Raw genomic sequence first — 20,663 nt, 5'->3', positions numbered from 1 at the left:
TTTAAGCTAAATGGATCATAGTCATGCTTTAAGTCTTTGCATTACTCACAACGGCTTGCTGATGTGCTAACGCTGCAGAAATGAACGAAATAAATAATGGATGCCCATCACGCGGCGTCGACTTGAATTCTGGATGATATTGCACGCCGACGTACCAAGGATGCGCATGTTCTCCAGTTCGCGGCAATTCCATCACTTCGCATAAATCTTCGGTAGGCGTACGTGCCGAAACCACTAAACCGGCCGCTTCGATACGGTCCAGATAATGATTGTTGGCCTCGTAGCGGTGACGATGACGCTCTGTCACGGTTGAACCGTAGATTTCAGAAGCTAGCGTGTTTGGTTTGATTTGACAAGTCTGAGCACCCAGACGCATCGTTCCGCCCAAATCTGAATTCGCATCACGCGTTTCAACTTTGCCGTCGTGATTTTGCCACTCATTGATGAGTGCAACGACAGGCTGCTCGGTCTGTTCGTCAAATTCGGTTGAGTTTGCCAATGTCAAGCCGGCTACATTACGTGCATATTCGAGCAAGGCCACTTGCATACCCAGGCAAATACCCAAGTAAGGTATTTTGTTTTCCCGAGCGAACCGCGCCGCCATGATCTTACCTTCTACACCGCGCTTACCAAATCCGCCTGGTACTAAAATAGCATCGTATTTCATCAGTGAATTCGCGCCATTGGCTTCGATTTCTTCTGAGTCCAGATATTCAATGTTGACACGCGATTCTGTATGGATCCCGGCGTGACGCAAGGCCTCCGTCAAAGATTTATACGACTCCGTTAAATCTACGTATTTTCCGACTATGCCGATTGTCAGCGCGTGTTTTGGATTTTCCAGCGCACTGACAAGGTTGGTCCACATCGTCAGGTCAGCAGGACTTGGTGTCAAGCCGAGCTTTTCGCAAATGATCGCATCCAGTCCCTGATCATGGAGCATTTGAGGAATTTTATAGATTGTATCGACATCCCACACTGAAATCACCGCTGCCATTTCAACGTTTGAGAAGAGCGAAATCTTGGCCCGCTCTTCATCCGGAATAGGACGGTCTGCACGACACAAGAGGGCGTCGGGCAATATACCGATTTCACGCAATTTTTGTACGCTATGCTGGGTTGGCTTGGTTTTCAGTTCACCGGCAGATGGCAAATAAGGCACCAATGTCAAATGCACGAATGCGGCAGCCTTGCGACCAGCCCGCAAACTTAATTGGCGTGCTGCTTCAAGAAACGGTAGCGACTCGATATCTCCGACAGTACCGCCGATTTCGACTAGCGCCACGTCAAAGCCTTCTGCTCCGCGATGAATATAGTCCTGAATTTCATTGGTGATATGCGGAATCACTTGCACGGTTTTACCGAGGTATTCACCACGACGTTCCTTGCGGATAACGGCCTCATAGACCTGTCCGGTAGTAAAGTTATTTACTTTCTTCATGCGCGTTGTAATAAAACGCTCATAGTGGCCGAGATCGAGATCAGTCTCAGCGCCATCGTCGGTGACGAAAACTTCACCGTGTTGGAGCGGACTCATGGTGCCTGGATCGACGTTGATGTACGGATCGAGCTTAATGAGGGTGACTTTTAGGCCACGCGATTCGAGGATCGCGGCGAGGGAAGCGGCGGCAATCCCTTTACCTAGGGAAGACACGACGCCGCCAGTAACAAATACAAACTTGGTCATTGCGGATGGTGCCGAACGGCACATGCGGGAAATTCGAATTATACCTCAATCGGAGGCAATTCTTACTGAAAAAAGCACGCAATTATCGTGTAGTGGTCATCGTAGCTTTGTTCCCGTTCCGATATACGCAATCTTCTGTTCATCAAAAAAAAATTAAAAATGTCGTGGACAAAATGACATTACAAGACCGGCGTCGGCAAAAAATTGTGCATCATGTAATAATTCTGCACTACCGCACACCTCTCAATCGCCTGCCAACCTGGACTTCTCCGTGTTTTTTCTTATTTCCCATCATCATCTGTCGACGGCTCGGCAACACACTCTTCAGCGTCCAGCAATATGAGCAGACTTTTTAGCGATGTAGAAGGTGATGATGGAATTTCTGGCGCGCAGAGACGCGTCGCCATTATTGTCATGATTTTGGGTACCGGAATGACGGTCCTGGACGGCTCTATTGTCAACGTTGCACTTCCGATCATTGCGCGTGATTTACACGTCGTCCCGTCGGCGGCTGTCTGGATTGCGAACGCCTATATTCTGGCTGGTGCGATGACGATGGTGGCCTTTGCTTCGCTCGGCGACGTGATTGGTTTTCGCCGTTTGTATATGGGCGGCATTTTCCTGTTTACGCTTAGTTCGCTCGGTTGCGCTTTATCTGAGTCGTTAACGACGCTCAATATATTGCGCTTTATCCAGGGAATAGGTGCGGCTGCGGCCATGAGTATCGGTCCAGCGCTTTATCGTAATATTTTTCCTACACGTCTACTTGGATCGGCACTTGGTATCAATGCCATGGTGGTCGCGTCCTCCTTAGCCGCGGGTCCGGCTATTGGCGGCGCGATGCTATCGGTATTGAGTTGGCCCTGGCTATTTGCGGTCAATGTTCCGATCGGCATCCTTACGCTGACATTAGCGCGACGCGTGCTGCCATCTGACCGTGGTCGCGGCGGTAAATTTGACGTCGCCGGTGCGGTTCTCTCGGCGCTAGCGTTAGCCGCCATCGTACTTGCAGTGGACGGATTGTCCCGACACGATAGCTTGTTCAACGAACTGGTACTTGCCATTGTTGCCCTTATCGCCGTAGTGCTTTTTATTTTCCGACAAAAACGTGCACCCGCGCCTTTATTACCACTCGATATTTTTTCTTCGATTCGGTTTTCGATGGCCGTGGCCACGTCACTGTGCTCATTCGTCGGTCAAGGCATTGCGTTTATTGCGCTACCATTTTTATTTCAGGGCGCATATAGTTTCAGTCCACTAATGTCGGCAGCCCTATTTACACCGTGGCCCGTGGCAATCGTGATTACTGCGCCCATCGCCGGACGGCTCGCTGATCGCTACCCGGCGGCATTACTGTCCACTTGCGGTCTGGCTGTATACACAATCGGCCTGGTGTTACTGGCCTGTCTTGGCCCGCATCCATCGGTGATGGATATTTTGTGGCGCGCCTTTATTTGTGGCCTAGGATTTGGATTTTTTCAAAGCCCGAACAACCGCGAAATGATGACCAATGCACCGCGTTCGCGCAGCGGTACAGCTTCCGGCGTGTTGGCAATCGCCCGCACGTTCGGTCAATCGCTGGGTGCAGCGATGGTCGCCATCGCTTTAACGGCGGCAAGCAGTCATCTGGCTAGCACGCTAAGTGCATCACCTGATTCCTCAGTGAATATTACTTCTCCGATTAACTCTGCGTTGATCGATGCCAGTGCGGTCCATTTGTCGCTTTGGATTGCCGCTTCAGCCACGTTGCTCGCGACAATTATTAGCGCTTTGCGTATTCGACACGGAAGAGAAAATAACACCAAAATGTAACCGCGTATTGTGTGCTTGCAACTACGCGTAGCCGCTGACTAAGTAGTATTTATTGCCCTATAGAATTTTTTATCTGAAACTGACAAATTTGTCATATTCATGACAGCCTGTCGTCCCTTGGCGGCGCTTAAAGTACGGTGGTAAACATGCCAGTCCGGCAGCTACTTGCATTGACGGACGGGCATTCCGTCCGATAGCCCAACCGCTCAATGCAGGCCATGACCTCGACCACATTTTATCCCTGTCAACACGCCCATCTGACCCGCCCTTCTGCCGTAAAAGTATCTGTTAGGGCGGCCGCAGTCACCGCAGTCACATTACTGACGATTACACTATTGGGTGGCTGCGCAGTCGGGCCGAATTACATACGGCCGCAAATCGATACTCCAAGCGCTTTTAAAGAAGATACCGCCTGGAAAACGGCAACCCCGCAACAAATCGATGCCAACCAGCAATGGTGGGAAATGTATGGCGATAGCACGCTCAATGCGCTCATCATTGAAGCCAATCGTGCCAATCAAAATATCCGTCAGGCGGAAGCCCAATATCGTCTGGCACGTGCCACCGCTGATGTCGCTCGCTCAGGTTTTTGGCCAACCGCAGGCGTCGGCATTGGAGCGGGTCGTGCGCGAACCATCAGCAGTGGCGTGGCCTCACAGGGCAATAGCTACAATGCCTCTATCAACGCCAGTTGGGAGCCGGACATCTGGGGTGGCGTGCGACGCGCGGTGGAATCAGGCGAAGCTGGTACGCAAGCAAGTGCAGCCGATCTTGCTGCAGCACGGTTGAGTATTCAGGCCACATTGGCACAAGATTATCTGCAACTGCGGATAACCGATCAACTTAAAGATTTATATGCCCGCACCGATGCGGCTTATACGCGCTCGCTTAAACTGACTCAAAGTCAGTACAACGCAGGTGTCGCCTTACGCTCTGACGTTGCGCAGGCCGAAGCACAATTAAAAACAGCCCAAGCGCAGGCTATCGATCTAAACGCACAGCGTGGCCAATTGGAACACGCAATAGCCATTTTGACCGGTAAATCACCGGCAGCCTTTTCGCTTCCCGCCATACCGTCCGCCTCACTGTCACCTTTAGTCGCGCATTTGCCCATCGTCCCGCCCGGCCTGCCCTCTGATCTTCTGGAGCGACGGCCGGATATTGCCGCCGCCGAACGCCGCGCTGCGCTTGCCAATGCCAATATAGGCGTTGCCAAGGCAGCCTATTTCCCTGTCCTGATGCTGAATGCCAGCGGCGCTTTTACTGCTGGCAGCCTGGCGACCTGGTTTGATACGCCAGGCCGCGTATGGTCGCTTGGTAGTGCGCTGGCGCAAACACTTTTCGATGGCGGATTACGGCGCGCGCATAGTGATCAGGCCATCGCATCTTATGACAGTGCAGTTGCACAATACAAACAAACGGTCTTGGGCGGCTTTCAGGACGTCGAAGATAATCTGACGACGCTGCATGTACTGGATCAGGAGGGCACCGTGCAAGATCAGGCCGTCGCTGCCTCGCAACTGTCTGAACGGTTAGCGCTGAGCCAATACCAGGCTGGTACTACGACCTACTTAAGTGTTGCCACCGCACAAACAATAGCGTTGACTAACGCTCGCACCGCCGTGCAAATACGCGGACGCCAATTGGTAGCCAGTGTCGGTTTGATCAAGGCCATCGGCGGCGGTTGGGATGTGCGCGCTTTAAGCAAAGACGCCATGAACAAGGATGCGCTAAATAGCCCTGCTATTGGCCCTACCGCACAAAACACTCAGAACAAACCCGTTATCCAAACTAATAAAACCAATTAATTTCGTGAGTAACCACATGTCCACACCATTTTTCCGCCGCCGCTCAACACATATCATTGGCGCTGTTCTTTTGATTTTGATTGCTGTCGGTATCTGGAAGGTAAAGCACAAAGTTGTTGCTCCTGTCGCTAATCAGATCCCACCGGTCGAAGCAACAACCGCGCTGGTCACACAGCGAGACATGCCAATTTATCTGAGCGGTGTTGGCACCGTCACTGCCAATGCAACGGTCGTCGTCAGAACCAGGATTGATGGTCAACTGCAGAAAGTTGCTTTCATTGAAGGCCAGGATGTGAGGGCAGGACAATTGTTAGCACAAATCGATTCACGTGCATTGCAAGCACAACTGGAACAAGCGCAAGCACAAAAAGCGAAAGACCAGTCGTTAAGCAGCAATGCCAAACTGGATTTGCAACGTTACACCGTGCTACGTCAGCAAGATGCTGCCACCCAACAAACACTCGACACGCAAAAAGCGTTAGTGACGCAGCTCGAAGCTTCAATACAAACCGACGATGCGCAGATCAGTTATGCCAAGGTGCAACTGAGCTACACCACTATCAGCGCGCCAATCAGTGGTCGCGTCGGGGCGCGATTAGTCGATGCAGGCAATGTTGTGCACGCCACGGACACCAATGGTCTGGTCGTCATCAACCAAATCGATCCAATCACCACTTTATTTACATTGCCCGAAGAAAACTTTCAAGCAATTAATAAGGCCCTTCACGGAAATCAATTGCCGCTGAAAGTCGCTGCCTATGATCGGCAGAGTAATCAGGCACTAGCCACAGGTCGCCTGACTTTGCTTAACAACCAGATTGATACCACTTCAGGGACAGTGCAGCTTAAGGCAACGTTTGAGAATCCGACTCATGTGTTATGGCCGGGACAATATGTCAACGTCCGTCTCTACCTGACTGACATCCCGCAGGCGTTAACGTTACCGGCCGCGGCAGTTCAACGCGGTCAGGATGGTACTTACGTCTATGTCGTGAATCCCGACACTAGCGTCAAAGCACAGTCGGTGCATGTCGCACAAATACAGGAAGGTGTAGCGGTTATCGATACCGGCCTGACAAATGGCGAAAAGGTGGTCATTGACGGCCAATATAAGCTCAAACCTGGCGTCAAGATTATTGAAACCAATACGCCGGTCGCACCAGCAAAAGGAGCGACTAATTGAGCATCTCGGCAGCCTTTATAAAGCGTCCTATTGGGACGACGCTCTTAGCGATTGCTATTATGCTGGTAGGCGTTGCGGTCTGGCCGTTGTTGCCGGTCGCCCCGTTGCCGCAGGTTGATTTTCCAACGATTCAGGTATCTGCGAATCTGCCGGGCGCTAGCCCTGAAACCATGGCATCCAACGTTGCCCAACCATTGGAGCGTCAGTTTTCATTGATTGCCGGTTTATCGCAAATGACCTCAGCCAGTGCGCTTGGATCATCTCAAATTACGCTGCAGTTTGATTTAAACCGGAATATTGATGCGGCCGCACTTGACGTGCAGGCTGCTATTAATGCATCCAGCGGTCAACTACCGGCTAACTTACCGAACCCGCCTACCTTCCGCAAAATTAATCCGGCCGATTCACCGATTCTGGTCATGGCTGTGCAATCGTCGACTCTGCCATTAATTGAAGTCAACGATTACGCCGATAATATTTTGGCGCAACAAATTTCGCAGATTACCGGCGTTGGATTAGTGAATATCGGTGGCGCACAAAAGCCTGCGATTCGGATTCAAGTTGACCCGACCAAAATGTCAGCGCTGGGCATGAACCTTGAAGATATTCGTGGCGTTATAGCCAGTACGACCGTCAATCAGCCAAAAGGTACGATTGATGGCGACAAGCAAAGCTTTACCGTCTATACCAACGACCAATTACTTAAAGCCAAACCGTGGAATGACATGGTGCTGGCGTACAAAAACGGGGCGCCGATACGTGTCAGTGACATCGGTATTGCAATTGATGCGCCTGAAAACATGAAAGTTGCCGGTTGGGCCTATGCAGGTAAAGCCGCACCAGCCGACAGCACAGTGATCAATGGACGCTCGATCGTGCTGGCGATTACCAAACAACCGGGCGCCAACGTGATCGAAACAGTCGACCGGATCAAGGCCGCGTTGCCACGCTTGCAGGCAGCAATCCCACCCTCGGTGCGCGTCAACACGCTGATAGATCGCACGCAAACAATCCGCGCATCCGTGCTGGATGTAGAACTCACGCTGATGCTGACAATTGCGTTGGTGGTGATGGTTATCTTTATGTTCCTGCGCAATATCCCAGCAACATTAATTCCCAGTGTCACCGTGCCATTGGCATTAATGGGCACAGCAGCGGTTATGTATCTGATCGGCTTTAGTCTCGACAATCTGTCGCTAATGGCGCTCACCATTGCGGTGGGATTTGTAGTCGATGATGCGATTGTGATGTTGGAGAATATTTATCGTTACGTGGAAGAAGGCATGTCACCGATGGAAGCAGCGTATAAAGGCGCGGGTGAAATCGGTTTTACGATTATTTCTATTTCGGTTTCATTAATAGCAGTGTTTATTCCACTGCTCCTGATGGGCGGCATTGTTGGACGTTTGTTCCGCGAATTTGCAATCACTGTGACCTTGACCATCGTGATATCGGTGATTATTTCACTGACGTTAACACCAATGCTTTGTTCACGCTTTTTGCGCAATCATCATGACGAAAAACACGGTCGCCTGGCGCTATTATTTGAGCGCGGATTCGATGCGATGCTGGATGGCTATAAACGCGGTCTGCATGTTGTCATGCGCCATCAGTTCATTACTCTGTGCGTATTTATTTGTACTTTAGTCGCTACAGTGGTGTTGTTCGTGATTATTCCTAAAGGGTTTTTCCCGCAACAAGATACCGGCTTTATTTTCGGCTTTGCGGAGTCCGCACAGGATGCATCGTTTGCATCGATGAATGGCAGAATGTTGAAGCTTGCCGACGTTATTCGCGAGGATCCGGATGTGACCGGTTTCGGTATGAGCGGAGGGCAGACAACGTTCAATACTGGCAATTTCTTTATTAGCCTGAAGCCAAAAGACGAAGGCCGTACTTCGACTGCTGACGAGGTGATTACACGATTGCGTCCGCAGCTTGCTAAAGTTCAGGGCGTCAATCTGTTCTTGCAGGCCGGCCAGGATATTAACGTCGGAGGACGTTTATCCCGCACCCAATATCAATATACGATTACCGACTCCTCCTTATCAGAACTTGATGTGTGGGCACCAAAATTATTAGCGCGCTTCCGTCAATTACCGGCATTGACCGATGTCGCCTCCGATCAGCAAAATGCGGCAGCAACGGCGACCCTGACCATTGATCGCGCACGTGCATCAAGTTTTGGCATTTCCCCTGCGTTGATTGATTCCACTATTTATGACGCCATTGGACAGCGTCAGGTCGCGCAATATTTTACGCAGGTAAACAGTTATCACGTGATACTCGAAGTAACGCCAAAATTGCAGACCGATCCTGCATTATTTGACAAGTTGTACATGACCTCGCCGTTGACCGGACAACAGATTCCGTTATCAACTTTTATTAAGGTCGACACAACCAAGACCGGCTATCTATCGATTAGCCATCAAAGTCAGTTTCCGGCTGTGACGATTTCGTTCAATCTGGCTCCGGGCGTAGCGCTTGGCGACGCCGTTACTGCAATTCAAAAAGCGCAAGAAGAAATGGGCGTTCCGCACACATTAAGCGGTGCCTTTCAGGGCGCGGCAAAAGCATTCGGCGATTCCCTTTCGTCACAACCGTACTTGATCGCCGCAGCGTTGGTTGCCGTGTATATTGTGCTCGGCTTGCTGTATGAAAGTTACATCCATCCGCTGACGATTCTGTCTACACTGCCCTCGGCGGGAGTCGGCGCTCTGTTGATTTTGATGTTAGGCGGTTATGATCTCAGTGTGATTGCATTAATCGGGATCATATTATTGATCGGGATTGTGAAAAAAAATGGCATCATGATGGTGGACTTTGCGCTCACGGCCGAACGCGAAAAAGGAATGTCGCCGGAAGATGCTATTTTCCAGGCCTGCTTGCTACGCTTCCGTCCCATCATGATGACGACGATGTGCGCACTATTGAGTGGATTGCCATTGATGCTAGGCCACGGCGCAGGGTCGGAATTGCGTCGTCCATTGGGTTATGCAATGGTGGGCGGTTTGATTTTGTCGCAAATCTTAACGCTATTTACCACGCCGGTCATTTACCTGTATCTGGATCGCACTCACTTCTGGTACGAACGTCGTAAGAAAGAGCGCAAAGAACGTAAGGCAGCAGCAAAGAACGCTTCGCCGGTACTTGAGTAACAATAGGGAGTTGCTTTTTAATCGGTCTAGAAGTGTTGTCGAATTATTGTTAAATGAGCTTCAAGCACGGTAACTTTGGATGAATCTAAGATACGCCAAAAGTACCGTGAGCGTTACCGATACAATATAAGTGAAGTACCGGAGACTGATCCAAGTATGAAAATTCTCATAGTCGAAGATGAACTAAAGACTGCCGATTATCTTTTTAAAGGATTGACGGAACAAGGTTGTACAGTCGACCTGGCGCACAACGGCGTCGATGGCCAGCACTTAGCATTGCAACACGATTACGATGTCATCGTGCTGGATGTGATGTTGCCCGGAATTGATGGATTTTCTGTATTGCGCGCACTGCGCACCGTCAAGCACACGCCGGTCATCATGCTGACAGCGCGAGACCACGTTGAGGACCGGATCAAAGGTTTGCATGATGGCGCCGACGATTATCTGATCAAGCCGTTCTCATTTCTCGAACTGTTGGCGAGACTGCAAGCTTTAACCCGACGTGGGAGAACCCAGGAACCTGTCCAACTACGTATCGGCGATCTGCAAATTGATCTACTGAGCCGTAAAGCTTATCGCGGAGACGGTGCGACCCGCATCGATCTGACCGCCAAGGAATTTTCATTATTGGTTGTGCTCGCGCGCCGACAAGGTGAAATTTTATCCAAAACGGCGATCGCCGAACTGGTCTGGGATATGAATTTTGACAGCAATACCAATGTCGTGGAAGTCGCTATCAAACGGCTTCGAACCAAAATGGATATACCATTTAGTCCAAAGTTACTCCACACCATTCGCGGAATGGGCTACGTGTTGGAACTGAGGAAGGATGAAAAGTCCGAATGAAGCGCTCTATTACAGTCCGTCTTGTAGCGATGTTTGCCGCCGCTGCTTTGTTGACGTTTTCACTCATCGGCGCGTCTCTTTACAGCGTCGTCCACAGCGAACTTCAACGACATCAGCAAGAAGAATTGCATACGATATTCCAAGACATGCAGTACATGATTGAACATAACGGCAGCGCAGAACGCTGGCCACGTGTTCAGGCAAAACTGGATACTCTAACGCCGACCGACGGCAGTAGACGGTTCTGGGTTTTAAGCGACGACTCCCACTTTCAGTACGGTAGGGGGTTGGCTGAAATAGACGATTTGCAGCGGGATCGTGATGGCTTGGGCACCATGCAGCTTCGCAAGCGCGAATATCCCTTACTAACGATGACCAAAACCATTGACGCTTTTGAGCAACGACCGCCTGTCCGTTTGATCGTCGGTATAGACTCAGAACCATATTTTCATACCTTGCGTGCGTTCGTCATTGCGTTGATCAGTTTGTCGCTGGCGGGTGTTGTACTTGTCATGTTATTCGGCTATTGGATCGCCCAAGTTGGCTTGCGCCCATTGAAACAACTTTCCAACGAAGCCCAGATACTGAGTCCAAAAGCGCTCTCTCAGCGGCTGCAAGTCGCCCGATTACCAGACGAGCTATCGAATTTGGCGACGACCTTTAATGGTGCGCTTGACCGGATCGAAAACGCGTACACACAACTTGAAGGATTCAATGCGGATGTTGCGCACGAGCTACGCACACCATTGGCAAATTTAATCGGTGCTACTCAGGTTGCTCTCTCGCGAGAGCGCACTGCACCTGAGTTCCAAGACGTATTGCAATCGAATTTGGAGGATCTGGAACGCGTTCGGTCGATCATCAACGATATGCTATTTCTAGCACGAGCAGACCAGGGAACGCACGCTACGGGTCTGATTGTGGCGTCGATCGCGCTTCAAGTCAGTAAAACAGTGGAGTTCTTTGAATGCATTCTGGATGATTCTCACATGACGGTGTGTATCGCTGGCGATGTGAACGTAGAAGCGCCTATAGAAACGGCGCTATTTCGTCGCGCCATGAGCAATCTGCTACAAAATGCGATTCAACATTCGAGCGCCGAAGCACAGATTATCGTGACGATCACGCAGCAAAACGACGTGATACAAATTGCGGTTTCGAACCCGGGCGAACCGATTCCAGAATCACACTTAAACCGATTATTTGATCGCTTTTATCGCGTAGATGCTGCACGCCACGATCAAGGCCAACAGCATGGCTACGGACTGGGTCTGGCGATAGTCCGAGCGGTGGCAACAATGCATGGCGGTAGCGTATTTGCGTCCTGCACGGACGGCATGACGACGATCGGATTTAGCGTACGAACCGCAGTTCAACCATTAAAAAGCTAAATTAAGCCAGTGCAGCTAACACTTGCTCCGAGCGCACTACTTCGGCCTGACGCGGAAATACTTTTTGCATCAGCAATTGATGAACCTCCGCTTCTGGGTCTGCGCAACCATCCTCTACAATAAAAAGTCGATAGTCAGCATCTGCCGCATCGCGGGTAGTCGACAATACGACGCCGCTGGTAGAGACGCCGCACAACAGCAATGTATCAATATCACGCGCTTTTAGAATAGTCTGAAGCGCAGTCGTGCTGAAAGCGCCAACCCGATGTTTGAGCAGCACCACATCCGTGACTGCGGGCTTAACTGCTGCGTTAATATCTGCGCCGGGTGAGTCCGTGACCAACCATCCCGCACTCTTGATCCCACTGAACATTTTATTGCGTGCATTGACTTCCGGATGTCCGGGACGAAATCCGACCACGATGTAAATGACAGGTAAACCAGCTTTGCGTGCTGCGGCGATGGTTGCAGCAGTTGCCGTCAGAACGGGTGTCGGATCTTTTAGCAAACCTAAAATAGGTGCCTGAAAATCCATTACCAGTAACGCACTGCGAGCTGGATTGATTGTTAAAGCGTCAGACATAGTCACCCGTTCAGATTATGGTGTTTGTGGCATGGTTGAGCGCTAACTCAGCTGAGGACTTTGCTGCACCTTTGGCGGAAGCTTGTCACCAATCAACTGCAACGGCCCAGTGCCACTGTAACGATCCAGCAATAAATAAATCACAGGCGTAATAAACAGCGTGATCACTTGAGAAACTAATAATCCGCCAACGATCGCCACGCCGAGCGGTTGGCGCAACTCCGCACCAGCACCCAGGCCTAAGGCAATAGGAATCGCTCCCATCAAGGCCGCCAAAGTGGTCATCATAATTGGTCTAAACCGTAAAATACAGGCAGTACGGATCGCCTCAACCGGACTCAAACCCTGGCTACGCTGGGCGTCTAGTGCAAAGTCAATCATCATAATCGCGTTCTTCTTAACGATACCAATCAGCATCAAAATACCGATTGTGGCAATCAGCGTCAGTTCGAAACCAAAAATACGTAACGCCAATAAAGCGCCAATCGCGGCCGATGGCAAACCCGCCAAAATCGTGATCGGATGAATATAACTTTCATACAGTACGCCGAGCAAAATATAAATCACAGCAACCGCCAACACAAGCAAAACAACCTGACTACTTTGTGATGATTGAAACACTGCGGCGTCACCTCCGTAAGTTGCAATGATACTGGCGGGAAGACTCAACTCTGCTTTAATCAGATCAATCTTTTGACTGGCGTTGCCAAGTGGCACGTCCGGTGCAAGATTGAAGGAAATGGTGACCGCCTGTAATTGCCCTTGATGATTCACCGAAAGCGCTGTCGGTTCGCGCTTCACGGTGGCCACGCTGAGCAAGGGGACCAAGATGCCGGTTTTACTTCGCAGATAAATTTTGCTGAGATCGGCCTCATCCTGATGACCGGAATTGTTGCCTTGTAAAATAACCTGATAACTATTACTGCTGGTGAAAATCGTGGAAACCTGACGGTCGCCATAAGCGCTGTAAAGTGCGGTACGAATGTCATCAATCTGAACACCAGCATCATTGGCGCGATCACGGTCAATGTTAATGCTGGCTTGCAGACCATTCATTTGAGAGTCACTGGTAACGTCGCGGAACATTGAATCAGCGCGCATTTTTACTTGTATCCGTTCTGCCCATTCGGTCAACTCGTCAGCGCGCACGCTTTGTAGCGTGTATTGATAGCGACTCTTACTGGAACGACCGCCGAGACGCAAATTTTGTACCGGTGTCATATATACCGCCATGCCGGCTACACCACTCAATTTTGCACGGAGTCCCTCCAATACTTGATCCATGGTCGCGCGGTCCTTGCGGGCTTTCAAACCAATGAACAACGAACCACTATTGGTGCCGCTGACGCGCGAAGTCACACTCTCAACATTGACGTCTTTTCCGATAATTTCTGAAGCATTGCGTACCATGTTAACCATGGCCGGATACGATATATCTTGCGGCCCTTCAACCGTAGCGCCGATCTGTCCGATATCTTCTGTGGGGAAAAAACCTTTGGGACTTGTGGCAAATAAAACGCCGGTTAGAACAAATGTTGCGACCGCGCCACCCAATACCCAATGCCGATGCATCAAACACCAATCGAGACCGCGCGTATAGGTATTCAGTACCGCGTGAAAACCGCGTTCAAAGCCCTTACTTAACCAACCATCTTGCTCGTGATTTTGATGTTTTAAATAACGGCTGCACAACATTGGCACCAATGTCAGGGACACGACCGCTGAAACCATAATCGCCAATGAGACGACAGCAGCGAATTCATGAAACATCAAGCCTATCACGCCAGGCATAAAAAAGATCGGGATGAAGACCGCGACCAGTGAGATGGAAATAGAGATGATCGTAAATCCGACCTCTTTCGACCCTTTAAGCGCAGCAGTCATCGGGTCCATTCCCTGCTCAACATAACGGACGATATTTTCAAGCATCACAATGGCGTCATCCACCACCAGACCAACCGCGATCGTAATTGCCAGCAAGGATATGTTGTCCAGACTATACCCAAACCACAACATCAATGCACAACATCCAATCAATGAAATCGGCAGCGAAAGTACGGGAATTACCGTCGCCGACAAGCGCTTCAAAAATAGAAAAATAACTAATATAACCAACACCACCGTCAGCAACAATGTGTGTTTAACGTCGGCAATCGCATCTCTGATTGAGACTGATCTATCGTTTAATATATGTACGTTAATTGACGCTGGCATTTGCAACTTAAATTGCGGTAAAGTGGCCTTTACCGCATCCACCACCGCTACCGTATTAGCGTCGGGCTGACGCTGAACGGCTAGTACGATGGATGGTTCGCCATTCACCCAACTTCCGCTTTTGGTGGATTCGACGCTATCTTCAACCTCGGCCACATCTTTGAGGCGCATGCTGGAACCATCCTGGCTTTTGATCACCAGATCAGAGAATGCTGCCGCGTTAGCCAATTGCTTATTGGCCTGAATAGTTAAACTTTGACGTGGTCCATCCAATACCCCAACCGGACTATTCGCGTTCGCCGCTTTGATGGCAATCGCTAATTCGTCCATGGTCATGTTACGTGCGGCTAATTGATCCGACTTCGCTTTCACGCGCACTGCATAGCGGCGTTGGCCATACACCGCCACCTGCGCAACACCGGCGATGGTCGACAGCGAAGGCGAGATCAGATTTTCTGCGTAGTCATTCAAGTCCGCTAAAGAAAGCGACGGAGACGTCAATCCCAGCAATAACACTGCCGCATCAGCTGGATTGACTTTGCGATAGGCCGGTAAAGAGGTCATCTCCACAGGCAAATTGCGTTGGGCACGCAAGAGTGCCGCCTGCACATCAACCGCTGCCGCATCAATGTCACGGTCGGCGTTAAATTCCAGCGTGATGGACGTGCTGCCGAGGGTATTGGTAGAGCTGATCGTCGACAGACCTGGTATCGTCGAAAATTGTTTTTCCAAGGGTGTAGCGACCGATGCCGCCATGATTTCCGGACTTGCACCGGGCAATGACCCGCTGACGTTAATCACCGGCGTGTTATAGCTTGGTAGCGCGGCGATCGGTAATTTGGAATACGAAAAAACACCAAGTACGACGATCGCTACCGATAACAGCACGGTCATTATCGGACGACGGATACACAGTTCGGATATATTCACATTGATCTTTTCTGCTCATTAGGTCGGACCAACCATGGACCAGCCATGTTCGGATTTTTACCAGACTTTAGTTCGCGATTGCCCCGTGTTAGCCTTCTTACTTTTCGCTAAAAAGGTTAGTTGGCACTTGCAATGTTGAGCGTGATGAAATCATATAGCTACTTCCGGCCCTGTTGCTGGTAGTTTTGCCTGAGATTCTTTTACCAATACTCCGGGACGCAGATTCTGCATACCCTCAATAACTACCCGACTACCGACAGTCAGGCCGGTCACAGCGGCATGCCCATTCGCAATTTCAGCGACCTCAAGTGCTTGCATTTTGACCGTATTATCCGCACTCACCAAATAGACAAATTTGTTGGTTGGGCCTGTCACAATAGACTGCGCAGGAATAATGACAGCGTCGGTCAACGTGCGGGAAACAAGACGGACGTTAACATAGGTGCCGGGCCACATAATGCGCTTGGCGTTATCGAACTGCGCTTTCATCCGAATAGTTCCGCTTTGCGTATCGGCCGTATTGTCGATAAAAATGAGTTTGCCTACTAACTGCTGCTTAGCTGATATTTGCACCGTAACTGGTGCATCGCCATTTGGATAGCTGGCGCGTATCGACTGGAGTTCTTTTTCCGGGAGCGAAAAGCTGACTGCTATCGGATCCAGCTGGGATATCGTGACCATCGCCACGCCACTCGGCTGGGCCAAACTGCCGGGATGTACACTGATAGCGCCGATGCGACCGCTAATACTGGCTTTAATTTGATTAAAACCCAAAGCAATACTACTAGACTGAACCATGGCCTGATCCGCTTGAACCACACTACGCAGAGAATTAACTTTGTTCGTCGCGCTATCCACCACCGCTTGCGAGACAAATTTTTGCGCCAGCAAATCCTGATTGCGCTTTAACACCATTTCCGCGTCATTCAGATTGGCTTTATCCATAGCCAGTTGCGCCCGCGCCTTGTCAACACCTGACGTATCGCTACGATCATCAAGGGTAAACAGAAGCTGGTTGGCCTTGACGTCCTGCCCTTCCAGTACGTGGACTTGTCGCACTACGTTTTGGATTTGAGGGCGAACGTCTACGGTATTGATAGCGGTAACATATCCGTTCGCAAAAACCGTAATCGGCACCGTTTTTTGTTCCGCGATACTGGTTCTAACCATTTGCGGAGCTTGTTCACTTACTGTTGAAGTGCCAGGAGGCTTTCCGCGCATACCAACATAACCAGCCGAACAGATTAATGCCAGTCCCGCTAAAATAAGAGAATACTTATAAGAGACGCGCATAGGAGGATTCTGAAAAGTATAGATACGACCAAATTGAAATATCCTGCAAATATAACGCAAAATAAACAAGAAGAAATAAACAACCGGATTGAAGCCAGCAACATTTCTGTCGCAGACCGAACCTGTATCATCGTTATTATTTAAGACGTAGGATGCAGAAACCAGCAATAACAACTTCATACTGGCGATGCAATTCTCAGCTAAATGAAGCTTGGCTAGCGCTCAAGCACGTGCGGATAGAGAACATATCAAGAAAAACTGCGATAAATTAAGAGGCGAGCCTTGTCTGCGGCACTTGCGGGAAATAGCTGTGGCTGCTTCGTTCCCGACCTGACCAGATTCACCATGCCACAATGCGCAGGGGCCCGCCAACACGAATTGTACCGCATCATCGACAAATGGCAGCTTTTTTTTCGTGGCAACGCTGCCATTTCATCAAAAATTTAATTGAATACGACCAACTAGAAGCTTCCTTTTATAAGTACGCACTAAGCCGACCACAAGCATATTGTCGACGACCTATAAGCCCAACTCTTGCCATATTTGATCCACGCGCGCCTTCACCTCTTTCGTCATCGAAATAGTTGTCCCCCATTCACGCGTCGTTTCACCGGGCCATTTATTCGTGGCATCAATCCCCATCTTGCTTCCTAAGCCACTGACCGGAGAGGCGAAATCCAGATAATCTATCGGCGTGTTATCAACCAACGTGGTGTCACGCAATGGATCAACCCGTGTTGTGATTGCCCAGATCACTTCGTTCCAGTTGCGAATATTGACATCCTCATCGACCACAATAATAAATTTGGTGTACATAAACTGCCGCAAAAAACTCCATACCCCAAACATAACCCGCTTGGCATGACCGGCGTACGCCTTCTTGATTTGGACCACGGCCATGCGGTAGCTGCATCCTTCAGGCGGCAAATAGAAATCGATTATTTCGGTAAACTGTTTTTGCAATAATGGAATAAAAACTTCATTTAACGCCACGCCGAGCACCGCGGGCTCATCAGGCGGTTTGCCGGTATAAGTCGAATGATAAATCGGTGACGGGCGCATCGTAATACGATCAATCGTAAATACCGGAAAATAATCTTGCTCGTTGTAATAACCGGTGTGATCTCCGAACGGCCCCTCAAGCGCCATTTCATAGCCAGAAGGATGATTGGGGTCTGGATTGATATGGCCTTCCAGCACAATTTCTGCCGAAGCCGGAACGCGCAATTCAGATCCAACAGCTTTTACCAACTCGGTGCGACTGCCACGCAATAATCCTGCAAACTGATATTCAGACAAGCTGTCCGGAACCGGCGTCACGGCTCCTAATATAGTAGCGGGATCGGCGCCGAGCGCGACCGCTATTGGATACGGTTTGCCGCCAGTGGCAATTGCATGCTCACGAAAGTCAAGCGCACCACCGCGATGCGCCAACCAGCGCATGATGACCTTATTCCGCGACAGCACTTGTTGGCGGTAAATACCAAGATTCTGACGTTTTTTATGCGGCCCTTTAGTAATCACCAGGCCCCATGTAATTAATGGTGCAACATCCCCTGGCCAGCAATGCTGAATTGGCAATTTTGCGAGATCAACATCGTTACCTTCCCAGACTATTTCCTGACATGGTGCCGAACGACGCTCTTTAGGCGCCATATCCCATAGCGATTTCACTAAAGAGCCCAGGCCCAATAAATCCTTAAAATCCTTTGGAGGCTCTGGCTCTTTCAAGCGTGCCAAAACGTGCCCAATACGACGCAACTCGCTGACATCGTCGACCCCCATACCCAACGCGACACGTCGAGGAGTTCCAAATAAGTTACCCAAAACCGGAATTGTGTGGCCAGTGGGGCTTTCAAATAGCAATGCCGGACCGGACGCGCGAAGGGTCCGATCACATATTTCCGTCATTTCAAGAAAGGGAGAAACGGGGACAGAAACACGTTTCAACTCTCCTAACTGCTCCAACTTGACAATAAAATCACGTAAATCGGTATATTTCATGGGTTTTGAGTGTTTCTATTTGTGAAGCCTACAATTTAAGCATTTCAGCCAAGCCATTGATTCTATTGACTTTTACCCCCGTACACCTGCAATCATTAGATTTAAAAGTAATAGAATCTATGTTCTATAGTGTTGACTTGATATAAACCGCCCCCTACAATGCGCGGCAGTCTAGGTGAAGTCAACAGGGGTCGAAACGCCCTTTCCACCGCATTTTCAGCTCTCACCACACACGGGATTTGGGGTCCCAAATATCATTTTTAAACGATGATATTTTAAGGAATGTAGCAAAAGGCATCAGCCTTCCCAAAAAATTTGTTTGCAACTGGTCGGCACATTAAACCGAATGTGATTTTCCTAACCACCAGTCGACTGCAAACAAAACGTTGTTTTGCGCCATATATAAGTAGGAGCCTTTTCAGGCTCAAGGAAGCGCCAAGCGATATTGATTACGTTGTATGCGGGATTTAGCCGATGTTTTGGCTTATGCGCCCATTTGGGCCGCTGCATGCAACGCAACGATACAGGAGGTTCAATTTGTTAGCACGATCAATAAAAGTAGGAACTACAAGGGTCAGAGTCGGCCCTCATAAAACACCGTTAGATGCAGTAAAACAACTAGGCACTCAATCTGCCAGTCTGACAGTAAATGCACTATCGACTGCCCGGAGCACCGTAAGCGACGTCATTGGTAGCACTGGCATGGCAGGTATGGCTGTGCTAATGGTTGGACTGATTTCCGTTATCGGTGTAACAACCTTAGTCGCAAAACCAGAGTTAGTCGACGGATTTAAAGGTCTTTCGGCATTTATGCCGACTAGCCAGATACGGTCTGCGCTGCCAGCGGTATCAGCAGTCGATGAGAGCGATGTGGTTGATACTGAAGCGCGTACCGCCAATAATCTGGCTGCAATCGCTGAGACAGTGGCGCAGAACCCGTCAAATCAGCCTCAATTGGGTAAAGCAAAGAGCCCAATTATGAAAACGTCGGATGCGCATCAGCAACAGTGGGTCACCAACTGGCTGTCAAAACGTTATCGCGTGGCCAGTGACGCGACGAATATGTTTGTCAGCACCGCGTACAAGACTGCTAAGGAAACCAAACTTGATCCGCTTCTGATTTTAGCCGTGATGGCGATCGAATCGGGATTGAACCCGTTTGCCGAAAGTCCTGTTGGCGCGCAAGGACTCATGCAAGTAATGTCAAAAGTTCATCAAGAAAAATTTGAGAACTTTGGTGGTGTAAAAGCGGCCCTTAATCCAGCTGCCAATATTAAGGTCGGATCGCTCATCCTGAAGGATTACGTCGTTCAAGGCGGCTCAGTTGAGGCTGGTCTAAAACGTTACGTTGGTGCGGCGGCTTTTGCCAATGATGGCGGCTACGGCAGTCGTGTACTTGCCGAGTATCGTCGCCTGCAAGATGTTGCCACAGGGAAAAACGTATCCTCGCGCGGTGCCGTGGTTCCGAACTTCGCACCAAAACAACGTCCTGTGCACGTTGTGACGCAAGCGCCGGCGACTACTCCTGATGAGGTGAGTACAATGCCGGCAGAAGCAGCCGCAGATGTCAAAGACTTCAAACGGCATCAATCGGAATCAACATCTGATCATAATGCTGTTATTTAAACTTGGTTTGGCCTGAAAAATTGGGCCACCATACAAAATATGGTGCGCGGTCAATAACAGTAAGGAAACAATAAAAAAGGAGCCTTGGGCTCCTTTTTTATTGTTGCATGAAGGTATAACTATTC

The 20,663-nt window shown here is 49.8% G+C and carries 12 protein-coding genes and 1 other RNA gene; 7 read left to right on the top strand and 6 right to left on the bottom strand.

All coding sequences use genetic code 11. The annotated features are described in order from the left end of the window. Positions 1-28: 28 nt before the first annotated feature. On the bottom strand, positions 29-1,687 hold the full coding sequence (locus tag RGU75_RS15195; RefSeq protein ID WP_322237274.1) for a CTP synthase: 1,659 nt from the start codon (positions 1,685-1,687) through the stop codon (positions 29-31). A 339-nt stretch (positions 1,688-2,026) separates the two neighbouring features. On the opposite strand from RGU75_RS15195, the gene RGU75_RS15190 reads away from it, so the two are divergent. The 6 genes from RGU75_RS15190 (at position 2,027) to RGU75_RS15165 (ending at position 11,888) form a co-directional block, all read left to right on the top strand. Further along, entirely contained in the window at positions 2,027-3,499 is a 1,473-nt protein-coding gene (locus tag RGU75_RS15190; RefSeq protein ID WP_322237272.1) for an MFS transporter, read from the top strand. A 218-nt stretch (positions 3,500-3,717) separates the two neighbouring features. Further along, positions 3,718-5,307: an efflux transporter outer membrane subunit gene (locus tag RGU75_RS15185; RefSeq protein ID WP_322237270.1), complete on the top strand. Its 1,590-nt coding sequence runs from the start codon at positions 3,718-3,720 to the stop codon at positions 5,305-5,307. A gap of 16 nt (positions 5,308-5,323) precedes the next feature. Further along, entirely contained in the window at positions 5,324-6,490 is a 1,167-nt protein-coding gene (locus tag RGU75_RS15180) for an efflux RND transporter periplasmic adaptor subunit (RefSeq protein WP_322237268.1), read from the top strand. Further along, positions 6,487-9,648: an efflux RND transporter permease subunit gene (locus tag RGU75_RS15175; protein WP_322237266.1), complete on the top strand. Its 3,162-nt coding sequence runs from the start codon at positions 6,487-6,489 to the stop codon at positions 9,646-9,648. Before RGU75_RS15180 ends, RGU75_RS15175 begins: the two co-directional genes overlap by 4 nt. A 156-nt stretch (positions 9,649-9,804) precedes the next feature. Continuing rightward, a complete protein-coding gene (locus RGU75_RS15170; protein ID WP_322237264.1) occupies positions 9,805-10,497 on the top strand; it encodes a heavy metal response regulator transcription factor in 693 nt (230 codons plus the stop codon). Next, complete coding sequence (locus tag RGU75_RS15165) at positions 10,494-11,888, top strand: heavy metal sensor histidine kinase (RefSeq protein WP_322237262.1); 1,395 nt, start codon at positions 10,494-10,496, stop codon at positions 11,886-11,888. Before RGU75_RS15170 ends, RGU75_RS15165 begins: the two co-directional genes overlap by 4 nt. Position 11,889: 1 nt before the next feature. On the opposite strand, the gene RGU75_RS15160 is transcribed toward RGU75_RS15165, so the two are convergent. From RGU75_RS15160 to ubiD, 5 genes are all read right to left on the bottom strand, one after another. Further along, positions 11,890-12,471 (bottom strand): isochorismatase family cysteine hydrolase, encoded by a 582-nt coding sequence (locus tag RGU75_RS15160; protein ID WP_322237260.1) that lies wholly within the window; start codon positions 12,469-12,471, stop codon positions 11,890-11,892. 42 nt (positions 12,472-12,513) lie between these two features. Further along, positions 12,514-15,615 (bottom strand): efflux RND transporter permease subunit, encoded by a 3,102-nt coding sequence (locus RGU75_RS15155; protein ID WP_322237259.1) that lies wholly within the window; start codon positions 15,613-15,615, stop codon positions 12,514-12,516. A gap of 150 nt (positions 15,616-15,765) precedes the next feature. Next, the gene (locus RGU75_RS15150) at positions 15,766-16,908 is read right to left on the bottom strand and encodes an efflux RND transporter periplasmic adaptor subunit (protein ID WP_322237257.1); all 1,143 of its coding nucleotides are present in this window, start codon (positions 16,906-16,908) and stop codon (positions 15,766-15,768) included. 271 nt (positions 16,909-17,179) lie between these two features. Continuing rightward, an RNA gene (ffs, locus tag RGU75_RS15145) (signal recognition particle sRNA small type) lies at positions 17,180-17,278 on the bottom strand. Positions 17,279-17,427: 149 nt separating this feature from the next. Beyond that, positions 17,428-18,912, bottom strand: coding sequence for a 4-hydroxy-3-polyprenylbenzoate decarboxylase (gene ubiD / locus RGU75_RS15140; RefSeq protein WP_322237255.1), 1,485 nt, complete (start codon positions 18,910-18,912; stop codon positions 17,428-17,430). Between the two features lie 537 nt (positions 18,913-19,449). Here ubiD and RGU75_RS15135 point away from each other — a divergent pair. Next, positions 19,450-20,538, top strand: a complete 1,089-nt coding sequence (locus RGU75_RS15135) for a lytic transglycosylase domain-containing protein (protein ID WP_322237253.1) — start codon at positions 19,450-19,452, stop codon at positions 20,536-20,538. Positions 20,539-20,663: the final 125 nt, after the last annotated feature.

It is taken from the genome of Glaciimonas sp. CA11.2 (genome assembly GCF_034314045.1).
Taxonomy (GTDB): Bacteria; Pseudomonadota; Gammaproteobacteria; order Burkholderiales; family Burkholderiaceae_D; genus Glaciimonas.
This window is presented reverse-complemented; position numbering and strand designations above follow the sequence as displayed.

Excerpts from the sequence above, each read along its gene's own strand:
- RGU75_RS15170 (WP_322237264.1), top strand. The coding sequence starts at position 9,805 with ATGAAAATTCTCATAGTCGAAGATGAACTAAAGACTGCCGATTATCTT.
- RGU75_RS15160 (WP_322237260.1), bottom strand. The coding sequence starts at position 12,471 with ATGTCTGACGCTTTAACAATCAATCCAGCTCGCAGTGCGTTACTGGTA.
- RGU75_RS15185 (WP_322237270.1), top strand. The coding sequence starts at position 3,718 with ATGACCTCGACCACATTTTATCCCTGTCAACACGCCCATCTGACCCGC.
- RGU75_RS15150 (WP_322237257.1), bottom strand. The coding sequence starts at position 16,908 with ATGCGCGTCTCTTATAAGTATTCTCTTATTTTAGCGGGACTGGCATTA.
- RGU75_RS15180 (WP_322237268.1), top strand. The coding sequence starts at position 5,324 with ATGTCCACACCATTTTTCCGCCGCCGCTCAACACATATCATTGGCGCT.
- RGU75_RS15195 (WP_322237274.1), bottom strand. The coding sequence starts at position 1,687 with ATGACCAAGTTTGTATTTGTTACTGGCGGCGTCGTGTCTTCCCTAGGT.
- RGU75_RS15165 (WP_322237262.1), top strand. The coding sequence starts at position 10,494 with ATGAAGCGCTCTATTACAGTCCGTCTTGTAGCGATGTTTGCCGCCGCT.
- ubiD (WP_322237255.1), bottom strand. The coding sequence starts at position 18,912 with ATGAAATATACCGATTTACGTGATTTTATTGTCAAGTTGGAGCAGTTA.
- RGU75_RS15190 (WP_322237272.1), top strand. The coding sequence starts at position 2,027 with ATGAGCAGACTTTTTAGCGATGTAGAAGGTGATGATGGAATTTCTGGC.